This is a genomic window from Micromonospora sp. NPDC093243 (assembly GCF_044753725.1).
GTDB lineage: Bacteria > Actinomycetota > Actinomycetes > Mycobacteriales > Micromonosporaceae > Micromonospora.
This window is the reverse complement of sequence record NZ_JBIVNT010000006.1, coordinates 532,957-557,902: the sequence shown is the minus strand read 5'-3', so window position 1 is coordinate 557,902 and position 24,946 is coordinate 532,957. Positions and strand designations below refer to the sequence as shown.

At 71.8% G+C, this 24,946-nt stretch carries 21 protein-coding genes; 14 read left to right on the top strand and 7 right to left on the bottom strand.

Annotated elements, in window-relative coordinates:
* The first annotated feature begins 122 nt into the window (after positions 1 to 122).
* Genes ACIP9D_RS23175 through ACIP9D_RS23145 form a run of 7 tightly spaced genes read left to right on the top strand, consistent with a single transcriptional unit; the run spans position 123 to position 6,987 of the window.
* Positions 123 to 1,454: an extracellular solute-binding protein gene (locus ACIP9D_RS23175; RefSeq protein ID WP_350874815.1), complete on the top strand. Its 1,332-nt coding sequence runs from the start codon at positions 123 to 125 to the stop codon at positions 1,452 to 1,454.
* The gene (locus tag ACIP9D_RS23170; protein ID WP_350874816.1) at positions 1,455 to 2,408 is read left to right on the top strand and encodes a sugar ABC transporter permease; all 954 of its coding nucleotides are present in this window, start codon (positions 1,455 to 1,457) and stop codon (positions 2,406 to 2,408) included. It begins immediately after the preceding gene.
* Complete coding sequence (locus tag ACIP9D_RS23165; protein WP_350874817.1) at positions 2,405 to 3,268, top strand: carbohydrate ABC transporter permease; 864 nt, start codon at positions 2,405 to 2,407, stop codon at positions 3,266 to 3,268. The genes ACIP9D_RS23170 and ACIP9D_RS23165 overlap by 4 nt, the downstream gene beginning before the upstream one ends.
* On the top strand, positions 3,268 to 4,227 hold the full coding sequence (locus ACIP9D_RS23160; protein WP_350874818.1) for a Gfo/Idh/MocA family oxidoreductase: 960 nt from the start codon (positions 3,268 to 3,270) through the stop codon (positions 4,225 to 4,227). Before ACIP9D_RS23165 ends, ACIP9D_RS23160 begins: the two co-directional genes overlap by 1 nt.
* Positions 4,228 to 4,247: 20 nt before the next feature.
* Positions 4,248 to 5,075: a sugar phosphate isomerase/epimerase family protein gene (locus ACIP9D_RS23155; RefSeq protein ID WP_350874819.1), complete on the top strand. Its 828-nt coding sequence runs from the start codon at positions 4,248 to 4,250 to the stop codon at positions 5,073 to 5,075.
* Complete coding sequence (locus ACIP9D_RS23150) at positions 5,072 to 6,121, top strand: Gfo/Idh/MocA family oxidoreductase (protein WP_350874820.1); 1,050 nt, start codon at positions 5,072 to 5,074, stop codon at positions 6,119 to 6,121. Before ACIP9D_RS23155 ends, ACIP9D_RS23150 begins: the two co-directional genes overlap by 4 nt.
* The gene (locus ACIP9D_RS23145) at positions 6,118 to 6,987 is read left to right on the top strand and encodes a sugar phosphate isomerase/epimerase (protein WP_350874822.1); all 870 of its coding nucleotides are present in this window, start codon (positions 6,118 to 6,120) and stop codon (positions 6,985 to 6,987) included. Before ACIP9D_RS23150 ends, ACIP9D_RS23145 begins: the two co-directional genes overlap by 4 nt.
* Before the next feature lie 42 nt (positions 6,988 to 7,029).
* Here ACIP9D_RS23145 and ACIP9D_RS23140 read toward each other — a convergent pair whose 3' ends face one another.
* Both ACIP9D_RS23140 and ACIP9D_RS23135 read right to left on the bottom strand, forming a co-directional pair.
* Complete coding sequence (locus tag ACIP9D_RS23140; RefSeq protein ID WP_350874823.1) at positions 7,030 to 8,109, bottom strand: LacI family DNA-binding transcriptional regulator; 1,080 nt, start codon at positions 8,107 to 8,109, stop codon at positions 7,030 to 7,032.
* A gap of 115 nt (positions 8,110 to 8,224) precedes the next feature.
* The gene (locus ACIP9D_RS23135; protein ID WP_350874825.1) at positions 8,225 to 8,443 is read right to left on the bottom strand and encodes a hypothetical protein; all 219 of its coding nucleotides are present in this window, start codon (positions 8,441 to 8,443) and stop codon (positions 8,225 to 8,227) included.
* Positions 8,444 to 8,593: 150 nt separating this feature from the next.
* Between ACIP9D_RS23135 and ACIP9D_RS23130 the strand changes: the two genes are divergently transcribed.
* Positions 8,594 to 9,817 (top strand): D-alanyl-D-alanine carboxypeptidase, encoded by a 1,224-nt coding sequence (locus ACIP9D_RS23130; protein ID WP_350874827.1) that lies wholly within the window; start codon positions 8,594 to 8,596, stop codon positions 9,815 to 9,817.
* 31 nt (positions 9,818 to 9,848) lie between these two features.
* Here the strand turns inward: ACIP9D_RS23130 and ACIP9D_RS23125 are convergent, their stop codons facing one another.
* A complete protein-coding gene (locus ACIP9D_RS23125) occupies positions 9,849 to 10,424 on the bottom strand; it encodes a hypothetical protein (protein ID WP_350874828.1) in 576 nt (191 codons plus the stop codon).
* A 205-nt stretch (positions 10,425 to 10,629) separates the two neighbouring features.
* On the opposite strand from ACIP9D_RS23125, the gene ACIP9D_RS23120 reads away from it, so the two are divergent.
* Positions 10,630 to 11,685: a zinc-dependent alcohol dehydrogenase family protein gene (locus ACIP9D_RS23120; RefSeq protein WP_350874829.1), complete on the top strand. Its 1,056-nt coding sequence runs from the start codon at positions 10,630 to 10,632 to the stop codon at positions 11,683 to 11,685.
* On the opposite strand, the gene ACIP9D_RS23115 is transcribed toward ACIP9D_RS23120, so the two are convergent.
* Positions 11,682 to 12,734 (bottom strand): LacI family DNA-binding transcriptional regulator, encoded by a 1,053-nt coding sequence (locus tag ACIP9D_RS23115; RefSeq protein ID WP_350874830.1) that lies wholly within the window; start codon positions 12,732 to 12,734, stop codon positions 11,682 to 11,684. The genes ACIP9D_RS23120 and ACIP9D_RS23115 overlap by 4 nt on opposite strands.
* A 267-nt stretch (positions 12,735 to 13,001) precedes the next feature.
* Between ACIP9D_RS23115 and ACIP9D_RS23110 the strand changes: the two genes are divergently transcribed.
* The 4 genes from ACIP9D_RS23110 to ACIP9D_RS23095 all read left to right on the top strand — a co-directional run bounded on the left by ACIP9D_RS23110 (position 13,002) and on the right by ACIP9D_RS23095 (position 19,604).
* The gene (locus tag ACIP9D_RS23110) at positions 13,002 to 14,972 is read left to right on the top strand and encodes a glycoside hydrolase family 32 protein (RefSeq protein ID WP_350874831.1); all 1,971 of its coding nucleotides are present in this window, start codon (positions 13,002 to 13,004) and stop codon (positions 14,970 to 14,972) included.
* Between the two features lie 174 nt (positions 14,973 to 15,146).
* Entirely contained in the window at positions 15,147 to 16,901 is a 1,755-nt protein-coding gene (locus tag ACIP9D_RS23105) for an ATP-binding cassette domain-containing protein (RefSeq protein ID WP_350874832.1), read from the top strand.
* The gene (locus ACIP9D_RS23100) at positions 16,891 to 18,369 is read left to right on the top strand and encodes an aminotransferase class V-fold PLP-dependent enzyme (protein WP_350874833.1); all 1,479 of its coding nucleotides are present in this window, start codon (positions 16,891 to 16,893) and stop codon (positions 18,367 to 18,369) included. The genes ACIP9D_RS23105 and ACIP9D_RS23100 overlap by 11 nt, the downstream gene beginning before the upstream one ends.
* 104 nt (positions 18,370 to 18,473) lie before the next feature.
* Positions 18,474 to 19,604, top strand: coding sequence for a hypothetical protein (locus tag ACIP9D_RS23095; RefSeq protein WP_350874834.1), 1,131 nt, complete (start codon positions 18,474 to 18,476; stop codon positions 19,602 to 19,604).
* 13 nt (positions 19,605 to 19,617) lie between these two features.
* Here the strand turns inward: ACIP9D_RS23095 and ACIP9D_RS23090 are convergent, their stop codons facing one another.
* Together ACIP9D_RS23090 and ACIP9D_RS23085 are read right to left on the bottom strand one after the other, a co-directional pair.
* Entirely contained in the window at positions 19,618 to 20,601 is a 984-nt protein-coding gene (locus ACIP9D_RS23090) for a hypothetical protein (RefSeq protein WP_350874835.1), read from the bottom strand.
* Entirely contained in the window at positions 20,601 to 21,884 is a 1,284-nt protein-coding gene (locus ACIP9D_RS23085; protein WP_350874836.1) for an MFS transporter, read from the bottom strand. Before ACIP9D_RS23085 ends, ACIP9D_RS23090 begins: the two co-directional genes overlap by 1 nt.
* Before the next feature lie 252 nt (positions 21,885 to 22,136).
* Between ACIP9D_RS23085 and ACIP9D_RS23080 the strand changes: the two genes are divergently transcribed.
* Positions 22,137 to 23,486, top strand: a complete 1,350-nt coding sequence (locus ACIP9D_RS23080) for a DNRLRE domain-containing protein (protein WP_350874838.1) — start codon at positions 22,137 to 22,139, stop codon at positions 23,484 to 23,486.
* A gap of 94 nt (positions 23,487 to 23,580) precedes the next feature.
* Here the strand turns inward: ACIP9D_RS23080 and ACIP9D_RS23075 are convergent, their stop codons facing one another.
* Complete coding sequence (locus tag ACIP9D_RS23075; protein WP_400450805.1) at positions 23,581 to 24,864, bottom strand: multidrug effflux MFS transporter; 1,284 nt, start codon at positions 24,862 to 24,864, stop codon at positions 23,581 to 23,583.
* Between the last annotated feature and the right edge of the window lie 82 nt (positions 24,865 to 24,946).

Below are 24,946 nucleotides of genomic sequence, written 5' to 3'. Positions count from 1 at the left end.
TGTTGCCTCGGTCGGCGTGGCAACAACTGGCAACTCGTTGCGCCGATCGTCGGCATGCGGAAACCATCCGGTAACAGTGATGCGGCTCACTCCGCACCGGCACACCCCTAGGAGAGCAGCAGATGCCATACCGGAAGATGCGAGCGGCGGTGGCGGTGGCCGGTGCGACCGCGCTGGTCGCCGCGCTCGCCGCCTGCGGAGGCGGCGACGAGTCCAGCGGCTCCGGCAAGACGATCAATGTGCTGATCGGGGCTAACACCCAGTACCCCGCGGAACAGCAGGCGTGGCAGGAGTCGATCGCCCAGCGGTTCAAGTCGCAGACCGGCGCCGAGGTCAAGTGGGAGACGTTCGCCACCGCCAACGACGAGCTGACCAAGATCCAGACATCGGTGGTCTCCGGCAGCGGCCCGGACGTCTACGCGGTCGGTACCACGTTCACCCCGACCGCGTACTCCACCAAGGCGTTCGTCACCCTCGGCGACGAGGAGTGGAAGAAGATCGGCGGCAAGGACAAGTTCATCCCGTCGTCGCTGGGCATCTCCGGCCCGGACGAGCAGAACCAGGTCGGCATCCCGTGGGTGGGCCGCCCGTTCGTCATGGTCTACAACACCGAACTGCTCACCGCGGCCGGCATCGACAAGCCGGCGACCACCTGGGACGAGCTGACGCAGCACGCCAAGCGGCTCACCAAGGGTGACCAGCACGGGCTGGCCGTGGCGTACAAGGACAACTTCGACCCGTGGAAGTTCATCTGGGGCATGTCGATCCAGGCCGGCAACCCGCTCGTGGACGGCAAGACGGCGCGGATCCAGGACCCGGCGGTGCAGAAGGCCTATGAGACCTACTTCGGCTGGCTCGCCACCGACCGGGTGGTCAACCCGGCCGCGGTCGGCTGGTCCAACTCGCAGGCCATCGGCGAGTTCGCCAAGGGCAAGACCGGCTACATGGCGCTGACCTCCGCGCTCGCCGCGAAGGCGCTCGACGCCGGCGCGGTCAAGGGTAAGTGGAAGTTCGCCCTGCTACCCACCGTGCCGCCGGGCGCCACCACCCGGCCGGCGAACGGCGTGGAGGCCGCGAGCATCCTCTCCGGGGACAACCTGCTGGTGGCGGACTACTCCAAGAACAAGGACCTGGCCTTCCAGTTCGTCAAGCTGATCACCGACCAGGACGCACAGCTGGACCTCTACCAGCGGCTGGGCCAACTGCCGGCGAACGCCGCCGCGGCGCAGACGTTGCTGTCGGACCCGAAGTTGGAGGTGGTCGTCCAGGCGCAGCAGAAGTCCGTGTCCACCCCGTTCACCGGCGCCTGGGCGGACATCCAGCTGGCGCTCACCAACGCGGTGGTGCAGTCGATCCCGGACCTCTCCAAAGGCCCGATCAGCCCCGAGCAGATCGACAGCCGGCTGGCCACGGCGCAGAAGGCCGCACAGTCGGCACTCGACCGGGTCAAGTAGATGGGTGTCAACAGCACCCTCACGCCTGAGGTGCGGACGGCGAAGCCGACGCCCCAGCGGCGCCGCCGGGGCGTGACGGAGCGACAGCGTCCGCTGTGGCTCCTCACCCCCGGCGGGGTGCTGATGGTCCTGGTCATCCTGATCCCGCTGGTCCTGGCGCTGTGGATCTCGGCGATCGACCTCGACCAGTACACGCTGCGCCGGTGGATCGAGGCACCGTTCATCGGGCTGGACAACTACGTCGAGTCGGTCGGCTCCGGCCTGCTGCACTCGGTCTGGATCAGCGTCTCGTTCGCCGTGCTGGCCACCGTCGCCACCGTGCCGATCGGGATCGCCGCCGCGCTGGTCACCCAGAATCCCTACCGCGGCCGGGCGATCGTGCGGGCGGTGTTCCTGATCCCGTACGTGCTGCCGTCGTTCGTGGTCGCCACGGTGTGGCGCACGATGCTGCAACCGGACGGCATCGTCAACGCGACGCTCGCGAAGGCCGGCGTGGACGGCGGGCTCTGGCTCAGCGGCCCGAAGTCGTACTGGACGCTGGTGCTGGTGGAGATCTGGGCGGCGTGGCCGTTCATCTACCTGATGGCGCTGGCCGCCCTGCAGTCGGTGGACATCGAGGTGCACGAGGCGTCCGCGGTCGACGGGGTCACCTGGTGGTCGAAGCTGCGCCGGGTCATCCTGCCGTACCTGCGCGGGCCGGTGCTGCTCGCCTGCCTGCTGGCCACGCTGAACCACATCAACAACTTCACGCTGCCGTTCGTGCTGTTCGGCGCGCCCGCGCCGGACGACGTCAACGTGATGCCGATGCTGGTGTACGTCACCAGCTTCCAGAGCCTGCGGTTCGGGCTCAGCGCGGCCATGGCCGTGGTCTCGCTGATCCTGATCGCCATCCCGTTGTTCGCCTATCTGCGGGCGGTGCGGCTGGACGTGCACGAGGAAGGAGCCCGGCGATGACCGCCTCGGCCGAGGCCCAACGGCTGCTCCCCCGGCCGTTGCTGATCACCCTGACGGTGCTGCTCTGCGCCATGGTGCTGGCGCCGATCCTCTACATCGTGCTGGCGTCGCTCAACACCGACGTGGGCGTGGCCGGCGGCGAGTTCTGGCCGAGCACCTTCTCCGGCGAGAGCTACACCCAGATCTGGACCACCGCCGACCTGTCCACCGGCATCGTCAACAGCCTCGTCGTCTGCGCGCTCACCGCGGTGGCCTCCGCCCTGCTCGGCACCACCACCGCGTACGTGCTGGTCCGCTACGCGTTCTTCGGGCGTCTGACCATCCTGCGCGGGCTGGTGGGCCTGCAGAGCATCCCGGGCACGCTGATGCTGCTGCCGGTGTTCGTGCTGTTCTCCTCGGCCGGCAACTACCTCGGCCTCACGGTGATCGGCACGCGATGGGGCCTGTTCGTCGCGTACCTCACCTTCGCCCTGCCGTTCTCGACCTGGGTGATGGTCACCTACCTGCGCGGCATGCCGCGCGAGCTGGAGGAGGCCGCCCGCACCGAGGGCGCGTCGACCCTGGTCATCCTGTGGCGCATCGTCTTTCCGCTGAGCCTGCCGGCGATCGTCGTCTCGGGCATCTTCGCCTTCCTGCTCGGCTGGAACGACGTGCTGTTCGCCTCGGTGCTGACCCGGCCCGAGACGCAGACCGCGGCGGTGGCGCTGCAGATCTTCGGCTCGACCCAGGAGGGCGGCGCGCTGCCGGTGTACTCGCAGATGATGGCGGCCTCGCTGATCTGCGCGGCCCCGGTCGTGCTGCTGTACCTGGCCTTCCAGCGCTACCTGGTCGGGGGCCTGACCGCCGGCGGGGTGAAGTAGTGGCCACCGCGGCGGTGATCGGTTGCGGCGACGTGTCGGTGGTGCACCTCGCCGCGATCGAGCGGCTCGGCATCGAGCTCGTCGGTGTCTGCGACCCAGAGCCGGGCCGGGCCGCGACGGGGTACGTCAACCACCGCGATCTGCTCGACGACCTGCGCCCCGACGTGGTGCACATCTGCACTCCGCACGACCAGCACGTGCCGATCGCGATCGAGGCCCTGGAGCGCGGCGTACACGTGCTGCTGGAGAAGCCGGTGGCCCACACCGTCGCGCAGGCCGAGCGGCTGATCGCCGCCGCCAAGGATCACCCCGAGGTCAAGGTCGGCGTCTGCCTGCAGAACCGGTACAACCTGACCGCCCAGGCCGCCCGTACGCTGCTCGCGTCGGGCGAGCTGGGCGCCGTGCGCGGCGGCTCGGCCACGGTGCTGTGGCACCGCGACCGGGAGTACTACCGCGCCCGACCCTGGCGCGGCCGGACCGCGCGCAGCGGCGGCGGGGTGCTCATCAACCAGGCCATCCACACGCTGGACCTGATGGAGTGGCTGCTCGGCGACGTGGTCGAGGTGCGCGGCCACACCGGCCGGTACGGCTTCGGCGGTGAGATCGACGTCGAGGACACCGCCCATCTGCTGCTCGAGCACGCCGGCGGGGCGCGCAGCGTGCTCTTCGCGACCGTGACCAACGTCCACGACGCGCCGGTGAGCATCGAGATCGTCACCGAGCGGGCGACCCTGCTGATCCGCGGGGACCTGACGGTCAGCTACCCGGACGGGCGTACCGAGGTGGTCGCCGAGCGGCGGAGCGGCCCCGGTGGCCGCGCGTACTGGGGCGCGTCGCACGAGCTGCTCATCGCCGACTTCTACCGACAGCTGCCCGAGCCGGCTCCGTTCTGGCTCGGCGTCGAGGAGGGCACCAGGTCTCTGCGCCTGATCGATCAGGTCTATCGACAGCACACCTAAGCAAGGAAGGGCCACCGCCGATGTGGACGCTGTCCGGATTCTCCGACGAGATCTCCCCCGACTTCACCGAGCAGTGCGCGGTGGCGGCGGCGCTGGGGTTGAAGTACGTCGAAATACGCAGCGCCTGGGACGTCAACATCCTGGACCTGGCGCCAGAGCAGCTCACCCGGATGAAGGAGACCCTGGCGGCGCACGAGCTGAAGGTGTCCAGCATCGGCTCGCCGATCGGCAAGATCTCCATCGACGAGGACTTTCCGCCGCACCTGGAGCGGATGCGCCACGCCGCCGAGGTGGCCCGCTTCTTCGACGCGCCGTACGTCCGGATCTTCTCGTTCTTCCTGCGTCCCGACGCGGATCCGGCCGAGCACCGGGCCGAGGTGATCGACCGGATGCGGGCCCTCGCCCGGGTCGCCGAGAACGCCGACCTTATCCTGCTGCACGAGAACGAGAAGGCGATCTACGGCGACATCCCGGAGCGGTGCCTCGACCTGGTGCGGTCGGTCGGCTCGCCGCACCTGCGGCTCGCCTGGGATCCGGCGAACTTCGTCCAGGTCGGCGTCCGGCCGTACACCGACGGGTACGCCATCCTGCGCAAGCACCTGGAGTACGTGCAGATCAAGGACGCCCTGGCGGCGGACGGCACGGTGGTGCCCGCAGGCCACGGTGACGGAGAGGTGGCCCGCACCCTCCGCGCGCTGCGCCACGACGGCTTCGACGGGTTCTTCTCCCTCGAACCGCATTTGGCGGCCGGGCACGCCACCGGCGGATTCTCCGGGCCCGAGCAGTTCCGCCGGGCGTGGCAGGCGTTCACGGACCTTCTGACAACCGAGGGGATTGAGTACGCGTGAGCACACGGACGAAGTTCGCCCTGGTGGGCGCCGGCGTGATCGGCAACCACCACGGCCTGGTGATGAGCCAGCTCGCGGAGCAGGTGGAGCTGGTCGCGGTGGCCGACGTCGAGCGGCAGCGCGCGGAGCAGCTCGCCGCGTCGCGCGGCGGCCGAGCGTACGGCTCGCTGACCGCGGCGCTGGCCGCCGAGGAGATCGACGTCGTGGTGGTCTGCACGCCGACCGGCCGGCACGGCGAAGTCGCCGTCGAGGCCCTCGACGCCGGCAAGCACGTCATCGTGGAGAAGCCGGCCGAGATCACCGTGGCGAAGACCGACGAGATCATCGCCGCGCGGCAGAAGGCCGGCACCCTCGTGACGGTGATCTCGCAGCACCGCTTCGACCCGGCCACCGAGACGACGCTCGCGGCGATCGGCCGGGGCGAGCTCGGCCGGCTCACCTCCGGCATCGCCTCGATCGACTGGTGGCGCGGGCAGAGCTACTACGACTCCGGCGACTGGCGGGGCACCTGGGAGCTGGACGGTGGTGGCGCGCTGATGAACCAGGGCGTGCACACGGTCGACCTGCTCGTCGCCGCGTTGGGCCGGCCGGTCGAGGTGTTCGCGTACGCCGGCACGCTGGCGCACGAGCGGATCGAGGTGGAGGACGTCGCGGTCGGCGTGGTGCGTTTCGACAGCGGCGCGCTCGGCGTGCTGCACGCGAGCACCGCGGCGTACCCGGGACTGAGCGCGCGGATGCAGGTGCACGGCGATCGGGGCTCGGCGGTCATCGACAACGACCAGCTCGCCTTTTTCCAGGTCACCGCCGGCGGCGCGGACCGGGAGGAGAAGCTGATGGGTGCGACGGAGAACCGGGCCGTGCCGACCGCCGGCAGCGATCCGGGGCAGCTGTCCGACGCGCACCGGTTGCAGTACCTCAACTTCCTCGGCGCCCTGAACGGCACCGAGAAGCTCCGCGTCGACCTGGAGACCAACCGCCAGTCGATCGCCGTCATCACCGGGGCGTACGAGTCGGCCCGGACCGGACGGCCGGTGAGCCTCTCGTGAACCGGATCGCCGCCAACCCCATCCCCTACTGGAGCCGGGCCGGCAAGACGCGGGACGTCTTCGACGCGGCCTTCCGCGACTTCCAGGAGATCGGCTTCACCGCGGTCAAGGCCGACGTGCCCGACGACATGGGTCCGGCCGAATACCTGGACTGGATCGGCGGGTACGGCCTGGCGCCGTCACTCAGCCTGTTCAATTCCGCCTTCGACGAGACCGTGGACATGGCCGAGGAGGTGGAGCGGGCCAAGCGGTTCGCCGCCACCCAGACAGCGCTGGGTCTCGACCGTACGATGATCTCCTCGATGTCGGTCCCGGCCCGGATCGCGCAACCGGCCGTCGGCGCCGGCTTCGACGCGGGCCGGCTGGCCCGGGCCATCGACAACTGCGGCGCGATCTGCCGGGTGCTGCAGACCGAGGGCCTGCGCCCGCTGCACCACTCGCACGTCGGCGGCGTCTTCGAGACCGCGGACGAGATCATCCGACTGCTCGACGATCTCGGGCCGGACGTGATCGGGTTCGGCCCGGACACCGGCCACCTGACCTGGGCCGGCGTCGACCCCGCGGCGTTCATCGCGCGGTACGCGGACCGCATCGGCGGCATCCACATCAAGGACTGCTTCCCCGACCTGCTCTCCCCGTCGGCGCGCAGCGGCATGGCCTACCACGAGGTGCAGGCGACGAAGCGACTCTGGGCCGAACCCGGCCTGGGCGTGGTCGACTTCGACGCCGTGCTGGCCGCCATTCCGGACGACTACGACGGCGACTTCATGATCGAGGTGGACGAGCCGAGCGTGGCGTCGAAACTGGAGTCGCACCGCATGTCGTACCGCTGGGCTCAGCACGCCATGGCCGCGCGGGTCGGGTGATGCGCCCAGGTCGGCACCAACCTGCCGTGCGCTGATCCGGGGCTACCGCGACCCGACCCCGAGCGGCGCCGCGGCCGGCGCGGCCGGCCCGGACACCCTGGTCGTCCCCCGCGCCGCGGAGGCGCCCCCGCGCCTGCGCCGCGCGGTCGACTGGCGCACGACCAGGCGGACGGGCAGGACCAGCGGCTGGCCGCTGGTCCGGGCGCCCTGCGCGACCGCGATGCAGTTCTGCACGCCGGTGAGGCCCATCCGGTACAGCGGCGACGCGATCGTGGTCAGCTGCGGCTCGACCAGCTCGTCGAGGATGATGTTGTCGAAGCCCACCACGCTGACGTCCTCGGGCACGCCGATGTCCAGCTTGCGCAGCCCCTTCATGATGCCGATGGCGAGCTGATCGTTGTACGCGAGCACGGCCGTCGCGTCGAGTTCGGCCAGCCGCCGGGCCGCGCCGAAGCCGGCGAGAACGGTGGGCTCGTGCGGGCCGATCCGCTTCGTCTCGAGCTCCCGCTCGGCCGTGGCCTCCCGCAACGCCCGCCAGCGGACCCCGTCGGACCAGCTGGTCTCCGGCCCGGCGACGTAGGTGATCCGGTCGTGGCCGAGCGCCGCGAGGTGCTCCACGGCTCGGTGGATGCCGCGCTCGGCGTCGCTCAGCACGCAGTTCGCCTCGGGGATGATGCGGTTCAGCAGGACGACCGCCTTCTGCTTGGCCACCATCCGCAACGCCGAGTCGGTCATCCGGGAACTGGCGATGACGATGCCGTCGACCTGGGCCAGTTCGTGCTCGATGGTCGTGCGCTCCACCTCCGGCGACTCGTTGGTGTGGGTGAGGATCAGCTGGTAGCCGGCCTCGCGGGCGGCTTCGTACGCGCCCTTGATGATGTCGCCGTAGAACGGGTTGGTGACGTCGGCGATCACCAGACCGATCGCCTTCTGCGGCGGACGCCCGGCCGGCTGCTGGCCGTCGAGCTGGCCGGACCGGTAACCGAGCTGCTCCGCCGCCCGGAACACCTTGCGGGCCGTGTCCGCGTTGACCCGCCCCGGCCGGGAGTAGGCCCGGGACACGGTGGACGCGGCCACGCCCGCCTCGCGCGCGACGTCGTAGATCGTCGGACGCCGATCCATGACCCGCATCCTAGACCCGCGCCGGGTGCGGTGGAGCCCGCCGTCGACGCCCGCGACAAGACAGGACTCCGTAACACGGCGTAGTACCGGATCCGTGCACCGTCCAACATGATCGTCATTTGCCGCGCTGATGCACTACCCCGTTCCGCGAGAAAAGGAATGCGAGGCATTCGAGTGCCGCACGCGGCGCTTCGCCGCTACGGGCGACACCAGCGGCGACGAACACGGCGCAAGCGATGCGGGGCGTCGAAAGGCTCACTGACAGCGTCAGCACGTACGGGAAATGGGCAAACAGCCCGTGCGGACGCCCCTGATTCGTGGTTGCAGCGCGCACTCGTCGCCACCTTCCGGCAGTGCGTTTCACGTCTGGTTTGTCCGCGCCCGGGGCCGTCGACCGAGCTGAGTCGCGACTCCGATGCGTCACCGTGCCGCGCTTTCTGTAATCGGGCCGCACCGGCCGCGCCGACGATTACCGTTCGTTAACGTGACCACCTCAAGGGTTACCGCCGTAACGCTCAGCGTCATTCTGTCCGCAGCCGTGGTGGGCGTCGGGCCACCGACGCGGGCGACGGCCGCGCCGCAGCTGCGGTGCCCGGCCGTGAAAGCGCCCGAGCCGCCGCCGGCTCTTCCGTCGCCGCCACCGGTCGACCCCGCGGCGGCGGCGGTCGGCGGGCCGGCGCTGGCGACGGCGGGGTTGGCCATTCCGCCGGGTGCGCCGATGGCGCCGGCGGTGACCGCCACCTCCTGGCTGGTGGCGGACCTCGACAGCGGCGAGGTGCTCGGTGGCTGCGGGCCGCACGAGCACCGGACGCCGGCCAGCGTGCAGAAGCTGCTGCTGGCGGCGGCGCTGATGCCCCGCCTCGACCCGACCCAGATGGTGGAGGTGTCCCGGGCGGATCTGCGCGACCTCGACCCGGCCAGCTCGCTGATGGGGGTGAGCGCCGGCGGCCGTTACTCGGTCGAGAGCCTGTGGCTGGGGCTCCTGCTCAAATCAGGCAACGACGCGGCCAACGTGCTCGCCCGCGTCGGCGGCGGAGCCGACGGACGGCCGGGCGGCGTGCGGGCGATGAACGACGAGGCCCATCGGCTGCGGGCCAACCAGACCCACGCGGCCACACCCTCCGGGCTGGACGGACCCGGTCAGTACACCAGCGCGTACGACCTCGCGCTGATCGCGCGGGCCACCTTCGCCCGGGAGGACTTCCGGCGCTACATCGCCACCACCGTGGCCCAGATACCGGCGCAGCCGGGCACGCCCGGGTTCGCGATCACCCACGACACCACGCTGCTCGGTCGCTACCCGGGCACGCTCGGCGGGAAGACCGGGTTCACCGACCTCGCCCGGCAGACGTACGTCGGGGTGGCCGAACGCGACGGTCGACGCCTGGCAGTGACGCTGCTCGGCGCGGAGACCGCGCCGCTGGGCAGCCTGGGCGAGGCGAGCGCCCTGCTCAACTGGGGATTCGCGCTGCGCCCCGGCGCGTCGGTCGGCCACCTGGTCGCGCCCGAGGAGAAGAAGTACGACCGTCCGGTGGTGCCGGTCAAGGGCGAGCGTTCGGAGCCGGCCGAGGAGTCCGCCTCATTGGTGCTGCCCGTCGGGCTCGGCCTCGGCGCCGTCCTGGTCCTCGTCGTCCTGGTCCTCCTGACCCCCTTCTGGCGTCGCGGTACCCGGCGCGGTCCCGGCCGGTCCCACGACGGGAAGCCCTGAGGCGAGCCCAGATCGGCGTCCGGGGCGATGGTCAGGGCCGACCGGCGCGGTCGAACGCGCGCGCCAGCGAGGCGGTGGAAGCCGGTGTCGGTTCGGCTGCGAATCCGAGACCCTCCACGCCGAGCGGGCGGTCCTCGGGCTGGGTGACCTCGAGGTCGGGCTCCGCCTCGGCGACCGCGGGCGCCGGCCACCGCCGCCACCTGCCGACGCTAGCGATACCGACCAGCAGCAACGCGCCGAGCAGCAGCGCCCCGCCGGTACGCAGCGGCATCGTCGGGTCGACGCTGCGACCGGCGAGGGACAGGCTCTTCGGGAAGAGGCCCAGGACCGCGTCCGGGTCCACCAGCAGGGCCAGGTAGCTGGCCGTGTAGGCCAGCCCGGTGAGCACGGCGCCGAGCGGAGACACCCGCAGTGTGGCGATCAGGCCCAGCAGCAGCCCCGCGGCGGCCAGGCACACCGCCGGCCAGACGAACGCCGCGGTGGCGAGCGTTCCCGTGCTCTCCCCGGTGGCGAAGGCCTGCAGGGTCCGGTCCTGCCCGTACGCGAGCAACAACCACGCCAGCGGCGCGACGACAATGGCAGTGATCATGGTCCAGACGTGACGCATGCGGGACACCGTAGCCAGGGCGGCGCCGGGCAGCACCGGGCGAATGCCTGCTGAACGGCGGAAATTCGCGAAACATGAGGAAACTACCCCGGCCGCGAAACGGATCGGCAGTGCCGAGCGCTGGATCATTCGGGCCGGCGTGCAAGCCGGGCCCGGTCGCCGACGGGGTAGGCCCACCCAGGTGGCGTATGTGAGGATCGCGCGCATGCGAGCGGTGATCTTCGACGAGTTCGGTGTCCGACCCGAGGTCCGCGATGTTCCGGAGCCGGTGCCGCCGCCCGGGGGCGCGGTCATCCGCGTCGACGCGACCGGGTTGTGCCGCAGCGACTGGCACGGCTGGCAGGGACACGACCCGGACATCCGCCCGCCCCACGTCCCGGGTCACGAGTTCGCCGGCGTCGTCACGGCGGTCGGCGCCGACGTACGCGGCTGGCGGCCCGGAGACCGGGTCACCGCGCCCTTCGTCTGCGCGTGCGGCCGGTGCCCCGCCTGCCTCGCGGGCGACCAGCAGGTGTGCGAGCGGCAGACGCAGCCGGGCTTCACCGGATGGGGATCCTTCGCGGAGTACGTGGCGGTGCGGAACGCGGACGTCAACCTGGTCCGGCTCCCCGACGAACTGGACTACCCGGCGGCGGCGGCGCTCGGCTGCCGCTTCGCCACGGCGTTCCGGGCGGTGGTCACCCAGGGGCGGGTGGCCGCCGGCGAGTGGGTCGCGGTGCACGGCTGCGGCGGGGTCGGGCTCTCCGCGGTGATGATCGCGGCGGCGTGCGGCGCGCGGGTGGTCGCGGTCGACGTCGCCCCCGGCGCGCTCGCGCTCGCGCGGCGCTTCGGCGCCACGGTCTGCCTGGACGGCCGCGCCCTTGCCGCACCGGGCGCGGTCGCCGCGGCCGTCCGGGAGGCGACCGCCGGTGGCGCTCACCTCTCCCTCGACGCGTTGGGCAGTCCGGCCACCTGCGCCGCCTCCATCGAGAGCCTGCGGCGGCGCGGCCGGCACGTGCAGGTCGGGCTGCTCCCCGCCGCCCAGGGCCGCCCGGCGCTGCCGATGGAGCTCGTCATCGCGTACGAGTTGGAGCTGCGGGGCAGTCACGGCATGGCCGCGCACGCCTACCCGGAGCTGCTCGGGCTGGTCGCTGCGGGCGTCCTGCGCCCAGCCGAGCTGGTCACCAGAACCATCGACCTCGCCGAGACGCCCGACGCCCTGGCCACGATGGACCGGCCCGGGCCGGGCGGCATGTGCCTCATCCGGCCCGGCGGCGCCTAGGGCGACGCGGGTGGGATCTCGCCGGATCCGCGCAGGATCGTCGTCGTCGGCAGCACCATCCGCCGGGGCGCGTCGCGGTCGCCGTCGAGCCGCTGGAAGAGCAGCTCCGCGGCCACCCGGCCCATCTGGAACGGGTCCTGGGCGATGACGCTCACCCGCGGCTTGAGCAGGTCGGCCATCGGGAAGTCGTCGAAGCCGACGAGCGCCACGGTGTCCTCGAGGCCGAGCTGTTGCAGCGCGGTGATGGCGCCGATGGTCACCAGGTTCTGACTGGCGAAGAGCGCCGTGGGTGGCTCGTCGGAGCGCAGCAGCCTGGTCGTCGCCGTCGCCGCCTCGTCGATGGTGTGCAGGTCGTGCACGTGGTGGGCCGGGTTCCACGGCAGGCCGCGCTCGAGGCTGGCGCGTTGGTAGCCGGCGAACCGCTGCTGCGCGGTGGGGACGATCTGCAGGTCGCCGAGGTAGGCGATCCGGCGGTGGCCGGTGTCGGCGAGGTGGTGCACGGCCGCCCGGGCGCCGCCCTCGTTGTCGGAGAGGACGCAGTCCGCGGGCAGGCCCTGGGGCAGGCGGTCGACGAAGACGAGCGGCGTGCCGGCCTCCAGCTCGGCACGCAGGTATCCCTGGTCCTCGCCGACCGGCGCGATGATCAGCCCGTCGACCCGTCGCTCGCTGAACGCGCGGACCAGGCTGCGCTCGCGCTCCTGGTCCTCGTCGACGCTTCCGGCGAGGATCAGCACCTGCCGGCTGTTGGCGGCATCCTCGACCGCGCGCAGCAGGGCGCTGGAGAACGGGTTGGCGAGATCTTCGAGCACCATGCCGATGGCCGCCGTCCGGCCGCTGGCCCGCCGCAGCGCGCTGGCCGAGACGTTCGGCCGGTAGTCCAGCTGAAGGACCGCTCGGCGGACCGCCGCGACCTTGGCCGGCGTCACACCGTTCTCGCCGTTGACCACGCGGGAGGCGGTCTTGATGCTGACGCCGGCCATGGCGGCGACGTCGTGCAGGGTCGGCCGCGGTCGGTAGGGCGTGGCGACCGGATCGCCGTTTCGGCTCATCTTCCCTCTGTTTCGGCAGCGTGCGGCCCGCCTCGGACTACGTCGTCGGCACGAGGTGACAGCGTACCCGGTGCCGGCCCACGGCTTTGACAACCTTGTCGTGACGGCGGTGCAGGTGAGGGCGCACTGGCTTAACAATGCTGAATGGAAGTATTGACACGCATTTAACGGCCGCCCAGACTCTCTCGACAAGGTTGTCAAGGCGCGACTCCGGCGCCGGGACCGACCTGCTCCGTTCTGACCACCACCGACTGGGAGCTGGGACGTATGCGTGTGAGAGTTCGGTACGCGGCGATGACGATGACGGCGGTCCTGGCGGCCGCCGTGGGCCTCGCCGGCGTGATGGCCCCGGGGGCGTCCGCCGGAACCCAACAGGACTACCCGGAGTTCCCCTACCCCGCCACCAACTACCAGGAGGACAACCGGGGGCAGTACCACTTCAGCGCCCGCGGCGGGTGGATCAACGACGTCAACGCGCCGCTCTACTACGACGGCGTCTACCACCTGTACTACCAGCACAATCCGCACGGCCTGCAGTGGGACACCATGCACTGGGGACACGCGACCAGCACGGACCTGGTGCACTGGAAGCAGAAGCCGATCGCGCTCGAGCCGGGCGTGCACCCCGGCGACCTCTTCTCCGGCGGCGGCGTCGTCGACGCGAAGAACGTCAGCGGCCTCAAGGCCGGCGACGAGGACCCGATCATCGTCTACTCGGGCACCAACGGCGTGACGGTCTTCTACTCCAACGACGGCGGGAACACCTTCAAGACGTACGACGGCGGTCGGCGGGTGGCGGTGCCGCAGGGCACCAGCCGTGACCCGAAGGTCTTCTGGGACGAGGCGTCCGGGCACTGGGGCATGGTGGTCTGGTCCGACCACGGCGGCAACGGCGTCGACTTCTACACCTCCGACAACCTGCTCGACTGGACCTTCGCGTCGCGCTACCAGGCCGACTGGCTCTTCGAGTGCCCGGACATGGTGGCGATGCCGCTCGACGGCAACCGGTCGAAGATGAGGTGGGTGCTCAGCGACGCCAGCGGCGAGTACGTGGTCGGCGCCTTCGACGGCACCACGTTCCGCACCGACTGGACGTCTCCGCAGCGGGTCAACCACGGTGGAACCCACGCCGGTGGCAGCTACTACGCCGGTCTGACCTTCGGCAACATGCCGGACAACCGGATCGTGTCCATGGCGTGGCAGGGCGAGAACTCCGGCCCCAGCTGGACCGGCAACCTCACCTTCCCGGTGGAGATGCGCCTGAGCACGGTGGGCGGCGCGCCGCGGGTGCTCAGCACCCCGATCGCCGAGATCGACCGGCTGCGCACCTCCACCCGCACGTGGAAGGGCCGCACGCTCAACAGCGGCCAGGCCGGCGCGCTGCTCGACGGGATCGAGGCCGACACCTACGAGATCGAGGCCGAGTTCCGGGTCGCCGACCGCAAGCAGTCCCGCTTCGGCTTCCGGATCGGGACCGGCGAGAACGGCTGGTACGACCACGAGGTCGGCTACGACACCGCGGCGAGGACACTCGGCGGTGTGCCGATGTCGCCGGTCGGCGACCGGGTGAAGGTGCGGTTGCTGGTCGACCGCGGCCAGCTGGAGATCTTCGGCAACGACGGACGCGTCTACCAGAGCCTCAACGTCAACTTCGACAGCCTGCCCGGCAGGGACGACGTCGAACTCTTCGTCGACGGCCAGGTCCGGCTGGAACGGCTGACCTACCACGACCTCGGATCGATCTGGGGCGGGGAATCCATGCTCGTGGACAACCTGGGCGGGCAGTGGTACGCGGACTCGGGGGTCTGGTCCGACGCCTCGGGCGGCAAGAAGGGCAGCAGCGGCGGCGACGCCTTCTACCTGAACACCCGCTCCGGCGAGAACTTCACCTACGAGGCCGACGTGCGGCTGGACTCCGGCATCGCCGCAGCGCTCACCTTCCGCGCCAACCGCGACGCCACCCGGCACTACACCGCTAACATCGACTCGGCGGCGAAGGTCGTCAAGCTCTGGCGGCCCGGTCGCGACATCGCCAGCGCCCCGCTCGACGTCAAGCTGGGCCACACGTACCACCTGAAGGTGGTCGCCGACGGGCCCCGACTGCGCGTCTACCTCGACGGCGGTACCACCCCGGTGATCGACGCGGTGGACGACACCATCTCCAGCGGCCAGTTCGGACTGAACGTCTTCAACGGTGTCGGCGTTCTCCAGAACGTCCGGGTCGGGCCGGTGAGCTGACCCCGGTCCCGCGGTAACCGGTCCGCACCACGTCGGCCCGTCGCCCACCGCGACGGGCCGACGTGGTGTCAGCATCCCGCCACAGTTGACCCACCGTCGTAACAGTCACCTCGTGCGATATTCGGCGGGCCCGGGTCGAGCACCCGACCCACCGACGGGATTGGCCGCACCCGCATGACGACCGAGAAGCTCGCGCCACCAACACAGACCGGCGTACGTATCGCGGCGAACGGCCTGGGCCAGCGGGTCCGCGACGGCCGCCGGATCCTGGACGACATCTCACTGACGATCGACCCCGGCGAGGTCGTCGCCATTCTGGGCGCCAGCGGCGCCGGGAAGACGACGCTGCTGGAGGCCCTGGCCGGCGTCCGGCGTCCCGCCACCGGCACGGTGCGGCACGACGGCGGCAGTCCGGCGGAGGCGATCGGCTTCGTACCGCAGGACGACATCATCCACCGCGAGCTGCCCCTGGAGCGGACCCTGCGCTACGCGGCCCGGCTGCGCCTGCCACCGGAAACCACGCCGGTGGAAGTGACCCGGCGGGTCGGCGAGGTGCTCGGCGAGCTGGGATTGAGCGACCGGGCCGGCGTGCCGGTCGGCCGGCTCAGCGGCGGGGAGCGCAAGCGGGCGAGCATCGCGGTGGAGCTGCTGACCCGGCCGGGTGTCTTCTTCCTCGACGAACCCACGTCCGGGCTGGATCCGGCGATCGCCGTGGACCTGCTGCGGGTGCTGCGCACGCTCGCCGACGCGGGGGCGACGGTCGTGCTCACCACCCACCAGATCACCGACGTGCAGCTGTGCGACCGGGTCGTCGTGCTCACCCGTGCGGGCCGGCTGGCCTTCGCCGGCCCGCCGGCCGCCGCCCGCGAGTTCTTCGACGTGCGGTCGCTCGCCGAGATCTACCTGCGGCTGGACGAGGCCGACGATCCGGCGACCTGGCCGGACCGGTTCGCCGCCCGACGGGACACCGGTGCGGCCCCGCCGCACAGCGATCCCAACCCGCCGGACCCGCGTCCGCACCGGCGGGGCAGCGATCCGGAGCAGCCGGCCGGTGCGGCGGCCCGGGGCGTCGCCGGGGCGGGGCGGTCGCGGCGCCTCGGCCGGCCACGGCAGTGGGGGGTGCTCACCGCCCGCAACACCGAGATCGTCGCCCGCAACCGGCTCACCCTGGCGATCCTGCTCGGCTCGCCGCTGCTGGTGCTCGGCATGTTCGCCCTGCTCTTCCGCCCCGGCGCGTTCGACCCGGCGCGGCCCAGCCCCAACGTGACCGTGATGATCCTGTTCTGGATCGCTTTCGGCGGGTTCTTCTTCGGGCTGACGTACGGGCTGCTGCAGATCTGCACGGAGCTGCCGATCCTGCGCCGCGAGCGGCTGGCCGGGGTGCGGTTCGGGCCGTACCTGCTGGCGAAGGTCGCGGTGCTGCTTCCGCTGCTGGCCCTGGTGGATCTGGCCCTGCTCGGGGTGCTGCGCGGCATCGACCGGTTGCCGCCGGTCGGCGGCGCCGACTTCGCGGCGCTGTACGCGACGCTGCTGCTCTCCTCCGCCGCCGCGCTCGCCCTCGGGCTGCTCTGCTCCGCCGCCGTCTCCGACGCCGCCCAGGCGACGCTCATGCTGCCCATGCTCTGCTTCCCGCAGGTCCTCTTCGTCGGTGCGATCCTGCCGGTGCCGGCGATGGCCACCGGCGGCCAGTGGCTCAGCTACGCGATGTCCAATCGGTGGGCGTTCGAAGGACTCGGCCACACCGCCGGCGTGCAGCAGCTCTGGCGCGACGGCGGATCCCCGCTCGGCCCACCGCTGCTCGCCACGTACGGCGACAGCTTCTCCCGCCCGGTCTGGCTGAACTGGCTGATCCTCGGCGGGTTCGTGCTGCTCTTCCTCGGCGCGACCTGGGCGGTGCTGGTCCGGGCCGAGTCCCGCCGTGCGGTCTGACCCGCGCCGCGACCCGGCGCGTCCGGTCCCGACCGGCGGCCCGAGCACGGCCCCCGGGTACGCCGGCACCGCCCGGATCGACGAGCTGCGCGCCACCGAGTACCAGCACCTCGACCGGGACGGTCACGTCTACCTCGACTACGCCGGCGCCGGAGTGGCCGCGCGGGCGCAGCTCACCGCCCACCACGAGCGGCTGCTCTCAGGCCTGTACGGCAATCCGCACTCGGAGAACCCCACCTCGGCGGCGGCCGGCGCGCTGGTCGACTCGGCCCGCCGGGCGGTGCTCGACTTCTTCCGCGCCGACCCGTCCGAGTACGCGGTCATCTTCACCCCGAACGCCAGTGGCGCCTGCCGGCTGGTCGGCGAGGCGTACGCCTTCGGCCCGGCCAGCCCGCTGGTGCTGACCTGGGACAACCACAACTCGGTCAACGGCATCCGGGAGTACGCCCGGGCCGCCGGCGCACCGGTCCGCTACGTGCCGCTGACCGGGCCGCAGCTGCGGGTCGCCGAGTCCGACCTGCTCGCCACGCTGGCCGCTGCCCGGTCCCGACGGTGGCGACGGTCCACCGGTCCGGGGCTCTTCGCCTACCCCGCGCAGAGCAACTTCACCGGAGTGCAGCACCCGCTGGGCTGGGTGAAGCTAGCCCAGCGACACGGCTACGACGTGCTGCTCGACGCCGCGGCGTTCGCCCCGACGAACCGGCTGGACCTCAGCGCCGTACGGCCTCAGTTCGTCTGCCTCAGCTGGTACAAGCTCTTCGGCTACCCCACCGGCGTCGGCGCGCTGCTGGCCCGACGCGACGCGCTGGCCCGGCTCCGGCGACCCTGGTTCGCCGGCGGCACCATCCGGGCGGTCAGCGTGCAGGGCGACTGGCACCGGCCGCTGGACGACGAGTCGGGGTTCGAGGACGGCACCCTCAACTTCCTCAGCATCCCGGATGTGGAGTTCGGCGTGCGCTGGCTCGACTCGATCGGCGTCGACCTGGTGCACACCCGGGTCGGCCTGCTCACCGGCTGGCTGCTGGAGCGGCTGACCGCGCTGCGGCACCGCACCGGCCGGCCGCTGGTCCAGGTCTACGGCCCGCCGACGGGCGAGGGCCGGGGCGGCACCCTGGCGTTCAACTTCCGCCACCCGGACGGCGCCCTCGTCGACGAGCGGCTCGTCGCGCGGGAGTCGTCGGCCGCCGGCTTCTCCCTGCGTACCGGCTGCTTCTGCAATCCGGGGGCGGGCGAGGGCGCGTTCGGGATCACCCCGGACGCGCTGCGTCGTACGCTGCCGCGCCAGGTCGAGTCCATCGACCAGTACCTCGACGCGCTGCGGCTGCCGACCGGCGGCGCGGTACGCGTCTCCTTCGGGCTGGCCTCCAACGCGGCCGACGCGCAACGCTTCCTCGACTTCGCCGAGTCGACCTATCTGGACCGCGCCGCCCCGGCCGATACCCGGCTGGCTCCCCGCGACCGCTGCTGAGCGGTGAACGCGAACGCCGCCCGGGCCGGTTCCCCGCCGATTCGCCCGAAGAGGCCGTACCGGACACATTGCGCACGATCGCCGCCGGCTGCAAAGCTGGTTCGATGGGCTGGTGGAATCCGTTCCGACGCCGATCGCGTCACCCGCTGCGCCGGCCGTCGCGGGGCGAGCTGCCGGCACCCTGGCCACCCGGCCTGCTGGGCCTGATCGGGGACCAGTCATCGGCCGGATCGGAGGGCCAGGCCGAGCTGCTGGCCCTGCTGCGGCGACTGGCGTCGGCGACGTCCACGCACACACCCGAACCGGTTCAGGCCGTCGGCGAGATAGTTCGGCGGCACGCGCCGCTGACCGACGACGCGACACCCGCAGCCTGGGCAGTCTGGCGCGCTGTGCCGGAGCTGGAACTGATGGCGAACGCCCGTCAACGCTGCCAACACGCCGAAAGTCTGCTCCGCACGCTGCGCGACAGGGTGCTGGACGGCCCCACGGACCCGACGTTGGAGATCGGTGACCCGGACACCACCATCGCCGACGCGCTCCGGCTCGAGGCGGAGCGCATCGGCCACGCGCCGGTGACCGGCGAGGGCGAACACCAGGTCGGCTACCGGGCCGCGTACGCCGGGTTCGTCAAGCAGATGGCGCAGCGGGCGAGAGATCTCGAGGGAACGCCGGAGCGCAACCCCCGCCGAGGCGTCATGGCCGCGGTTGCTCCGTCCTCAGAGCCGGCCGACCGGCCCACCCCGGTACTGGCCGCGCTACGCGACAGCGTGGCAGCGCTCCCCCGCCAGCGGGACGCTCGGCACGAGCAGTGGACGGCGCGGGTGACCGGCGCCCTCGAGCCGTTCCACTCCACCGGTCCGGGCCTGGACCGCGCCGCCCTCGGGCGGGCGATCGTGACCGACCTGCCCGAGCTCGACCGTCTCGACGAGACTTTGGACCGTCTCGAACGGAGGGAGGAGCAACTGGCCGAGGCGCAGCGCCGGGTGGCGACTCAGCGGGCGCACCTGACCAAGGAGGTGATCCGCTGGCGCAACACGCTCGCCCGAGAGCTGCGCCAGCAGGCGGATCACCACGTGGCCGCCACCGGCATCTCCCTCGACGCCGACTTCACGGCCGGCTTCACCCTGGCCAGTGACCAGATCGCCGGGCACCTGCGCGAGCGAGCCGACCGGCTCGCCGTGCCGGACCTACCCGAACCCGCCTTCCCGCTGACCCGAGCCAGAAACGACACCTGACCGCGGACCACCGTCAGATCAGTGGCGACGGGGACTCGGCACCGGGCACCAGCAGCCTCGGCGCGCCTGTCGCGTCCGCCGGGACCGCCCACACGTCCGGCCGGCCGTCGCTCTGGCGCAGCGTGTACGCCAGCGTCGCGTCGTCGAGCCACGCCGGCTGGTCGTCGACGCTGGCGGTCTCGGCGGTCGCGGTAACCCGCATCGTGGCCAGGTCGAGCACCGACAGGCGCCAACCCTTCGCCGGGTCGGCGTCGATCGCCTCCTTGAACGCGATCCGCCGGCCGTCCGGTGACAGCGACGGACACTCGACGTTCTCCTTCACCGTCTCGACCGTCCGGGCGGCGAAGTCCCCCCGCACCAGGTAGCGCTTTCCACCGGTCGACATGGTCGCGTAGAAGAGGTTGTCGTCGGCGGCGAAGGTGACGCCCCAGTAGTTGACGTCGGAGCTGCGGTAGGCCCTGCCGTCGCGGGTGACGGCGAAGTGCTCCAGCGACATCACCGGTTTCCCGCCGCGGCTGTCGAGGATGCCGGTACGGGTGGAGAAGCCGCTGGAGGTGTAGGAGTCGCCACCGACGAACGTGGTCCAGGAGACCATCCGGCCGGAGGCCGAGACGCGGGCCCGGTTGGGCAGACCGGGAATGGCGAAGGTGCGGGTGGCGCCGAGCGCGGCGTCGAGCACCACGAGCTGGTACGACCAGGCGGTCTCCGGCCCCAGGCAGACGCCGGTGCCGGCCGCGGCGTACACCCGCAGGCACTCCCGGGTCGAGACGGTGCGCGGCCCGGACGGGTCGCTCAGGGAGACCGAGGAGACGCGCCGGTCGGTGACGGTGAGCAGGCGCGGGCCCGGTTCCAGGGTGACCGCGGCGGCCCCGGCCGCGGTGGTCGGCGCCGGGGCCGGTTCGGCGGCGACGGCGGCGTAGCCGGCCGCCACGGCCCCCAGCAGCACGGCCGAGGCGGTCGCCACGACGAGCTTGGCTCGGGTCGACAGCGCGGTCATCAGGACACCCTCCGGGTGACGAGGCGGAAACCAGGGGCCAGCAGGACCACGGTGACGAGCAGGATGACCGCGACGGTCGCGGCCGCGACCCGGATCGCGGTCTGCGGCCCCCACGCCTGCCAGGCCAGCCCGAACAGGACCGACGAACCGAGATACGCCAGCGCCTGCCCGGTCTGGACCAGGGCGATGCCCGTGGTACGCAGCCGGGCCGGAAGCACCGGTCCGGCGAGGGCGATGAGCACGCCGTCGGTGGCGGCGTAGAAGAGGCCGTACAGGCCGAGCGCCAGCGCGAGCAGTGGCCAGCCGCCGACCGGGCCGGCGAGCAGCAGGTACGTGACGCCGAGGGCGGCGTATCCGCCCACCACCACCGGCAGCCGTCCGACCCGGTCGGCGAGCACGCCGATCGGGGCCGCCAGCACCAGGTACGCGAGGCTGGTCCCGACCGCCAGCAGCGGAAACCATCTGAGATCCAGGTCTTCCCGGCGTTGCAGCAGCAGGTAGACGAAGCCGTCGCCGATGGTGGCCAGCCCGAGCAGGCCGGCGGCGAGCACGATCCGGCGGGTCGACTGCTCGCGCAGCAGGCCGAGCGCCTCGCGGACGCTCACCCGCACCTGGTCGCTGTCGTCGGTCGCCGTGCCCGGTGGACGCTCGCGGACGAAGAGCACGAGCACGACGACGGCCAGGGCGGCGATGCAGAAGCTGGCGACGAAGACCGCGTCGTAGGACTGGCCGACGGCCAGCAGGACCGCGAGCGCCACCAGCGGCCCGAGGAACGCGCCGACGCTGTCCATCATCCGGTGCACCCCGAACGCCCGGCCCAGCGACTCCGGCGGCGTCGACAGGGTGATGAGGGCGTCTCGCGGCGCGCTGCGTACACCCTTGCCGAGCCGGTCGATCGCGATGACGGCACCGATCGCCGGCACCGACCGGCCGGCGAGCAGCAGGCCGAGCTTGGCGACCGCGGAGAGCGCGTAGCCGACGCCGGCGACCAGTTTGCGGCGCCGGAACCGGTCGGCGACGAAGCCGCCCACGACCCGCAGCAGCGCCGTCGCGCCGGTGTAGACGCCGTCGATGACCCCGAAGGCCAGCGGGCTGAGCTGCAGGCCCAGCACCAGGTAGAGCGGCAGGATCGCGGTGACCATCTCGGCGGAGACGTCGGTGATCAGGCTGACCGTGCCCAGGGCGATGACGTTGCCGCTGACCAGGGCGATCCGCCGTCCGGGCCGGGCCGGGCCGGGATCGGGCGGATCCGTCGCCGGACGGGAGACGGTCGACAGGTACACAAGCGTGCCCTTCGGTTCGCGGTTGACGGTCAGCCATCGTGCGCCCTGGCCGGATCGGCCACAACGGACCGCGCGTGCCGCTTGGGCGTGCGCCAGTTGAACATCTCGGCAACTCCGAGCTGTTCTCCTATCTGGACTCCGTGTTCACCCGACCGTCGCCGTCCGGCCCATCGACCTCCCTACATTCCATCCGCTCTCTACACACCCCCAGAGAAGGGCCCTTGGATGGGTATTCGATTCCCCCGTCCGCCGGTGACGTTGGGGACGGTCGCGGTGCTGCTCGCCGCCACCGCCGCCGTCGTCGTGACCGGCGCGACCTCGGCCTCGGCGGCCACCGTCACCGTCAAGCCGGTCGCCGACACCTACGTCCAGGCTGATGCCGCGTCCACCAACTACGGCACGTCGAGCCAGATCACGGTCGACAACTCGCCGGTGCGGCGGATGTTCCTGCGCTTCACCGTGAGCGGGGTCAGCGGCACGGTCACCAGCGCCAAGCTGCGGCTGCGCACGATCAGCGGCAACGACGGCAGCAACAACGGCGGCACGTTCCGGGCGATGTCGAACACGACCTGGTCGGAGACCGGCACGACCTGGAACAACCAGCCGACGATCGACGGCGCGACGCTGGGCTCGATCGGCGCGGTCACCGCCGACGGCTGGTACGAGGTCGACGTGACGTCGCAGGTCAAGGGCAACGGCACGGTCAGCTTCGGTGCGAGCTCGTCCAGCACCGACGGCGCCTACTACGACTCGCGGGAGAGCGGTGCCGACGCGCCGCAGCTGGTCGTCACGACCGGGACCACGACGCCGCCGTCGGGCGACCCGGTCCTCGTCGGCGCCGGTGACATCTCCGACTCCGGCTCCGGTGACACCGCCACCGCGGCGTTGCTCGACAACATCTCCGGCACGGTCTTCACCACCGGCGACAACGTCTACAGCAACGGCACCGCGTCCGAGTTCAACAGCTACTACGCCCCGACCTGGGGGCGGCACAAGGCGCGTACCCGCCCGTCGCCGGGCAACCACGACTACAACACGTCGGGGGCGACCGGCTACTACAACTACTTCGGGACGCAGGCCGGCCCGAGTGGGCGGGGCTACTACTCCTTCGACCTCGGCAACTGGCACGTGGTGTCGCTGAACTCGAACGTCAGCATGTCCGCCGGGTCGGCGCAGGAGCAGTGGCTGCGGTCGGACCTGGCGGCCAGCACGAAGCCGTGCACGCTGGCCTACTGGCACCACCCGCTCTTCACGTCCAGCTCCAACCACGCGCCGTCCACCTCGACGCGCCCGCTCTACCAGGCGCTCTACGACTACAACGCCGATGTCGCCGTGTGGGGTCACAACCACGTCTACGAGCGGTTCGGCCCGATGAACCCGAACGGTGGCGCCGACGCCGCGCGCGGTCTGCGCAGCTTCGTCGCCGGGATGGGCGGTGCCGGGCACTACAGCTTCGGCACCATCCAGCCCAACAGCGAGGCCCGCAACAGCTCGGCGTACGGGGTACTGAAGTTCACCCTGCACGCCAACAGCTACGACTGGCAGTTCGTGCCGGTGGCCGGTCAGAGCTACAGCGACAGCGGCACCGGCAACTGCCACTGACCGCCGCGCGACGCTCGCCTGATCCGGTGCTGTCAGCCGGGTCGTGAGGTCTCCGGTGCCGGTTGTCGCCAACCGGCACCGGAGGCTCTCCTCGTCAGTGCACCGCCACGGCGACCGCGCCCGGCTCGATGTCCCCGAGCTGGCCGGGCCGGACCACCAGGACCAGGACGATCATCGACGCCACCATGCCGCCGGCCACCACCACGGCCATCGCCACACTTCCGGTGCCGAGCACGCCCACCAGCGGCGCGGCGAGCGCGCCGACGGCGAACTGCACCGCACCGAGCAGCGCCGCGGCGGTGCCCGCCGCCTCGCCGTGCCGGGACAACGCCAGCGCGGGAGCGTTCGGCAGGGCGAGCCCCACCGCGGCGAGCACGGCCCAGAGCGACACGAGGACGCTCGCCAGGCCACCCGCTCCGGTGGCGGCGAACACGAGCAGGGCGAGCCCGGCCACGGTGCCCGCGCCGAGCGCGTTGACCAGGATCCGCTGCGGCGAGTACCGCCGCAGCAGCCGTACGTTGAGCTGGGTGGCCGTGATCAGACCGACGGCGCCGGCGCCGAAGACGATGCCGAACTCCTGCTCGTCGAGTCCGTAGTGCTCCTGGAAGACGAACGACGACCCGGACACGTACGCGAAGAGCGCGGCCATCGCCAGGCCGGCGACCAGCACGAGGCCGACGAAGATGCGGTCGCGCAGCAACCCGCCGTAGACGCGCAGGGTGGCGCCGACGCCGCCGCGCTGACGCCGAGCCGCCGGCAGGGTCTCGGGAAGCCCGACGGCCGCGACGACGAGCAGCACCAGGCCGAGCACGGCGAGGGCCACGAAGACGCCCCGCCACTGCGACCAGCGCAGCAGCTGGCTGCCGAGGGTGGGCGCGAGGATCGGCGCCACGCCCATCACCAGCATCAGGCGGGAGAAGAGCTTGGCGAAGGCCGCGCCGCTGAACAGGTCGCGTACGACCGCCATGGCCACCACCGACGCGGCGGCGGCGCCCAGACCCTGCAACACCCGCAGCGTCCCGATCAGCCCGATGTTCGGCGCGACGACGCAGAGCACCGACGCCACGATGTGCAGCGCGGTGCCGACGAGCAACGGCTTGCGCCGCCCCACCGCGTCGGAGAGGGGGCCGATGAGCAGTTGCCCGAAGGCGAGCCCCGCCAGCGTCCCGGTGAGCGTCAGCTGCACGGCCGCCGACGTGGTGTGCAGGTCGGCGGCGATGGTCGGCAGCGCCGGCAGGTACATGTCGATGGTCAGCGGCCCGATCGCGATCAGGGAGCCGAGCACGAGGACGAGTCGCAGCCGTTGGCGGGAGGTCATGAGGTCGCCGAGCATCCGCGGCGACGCGTCCGCCTCGGTCGTTTCGGCGGTGGCGGTCATCGGGCCGCCTCCGGTCGGTCGGGGTGAGCCCCGGTAAGGGGCGGTGCTGCGATCACACCTGGCTGCAAATCTCCACCGGCCG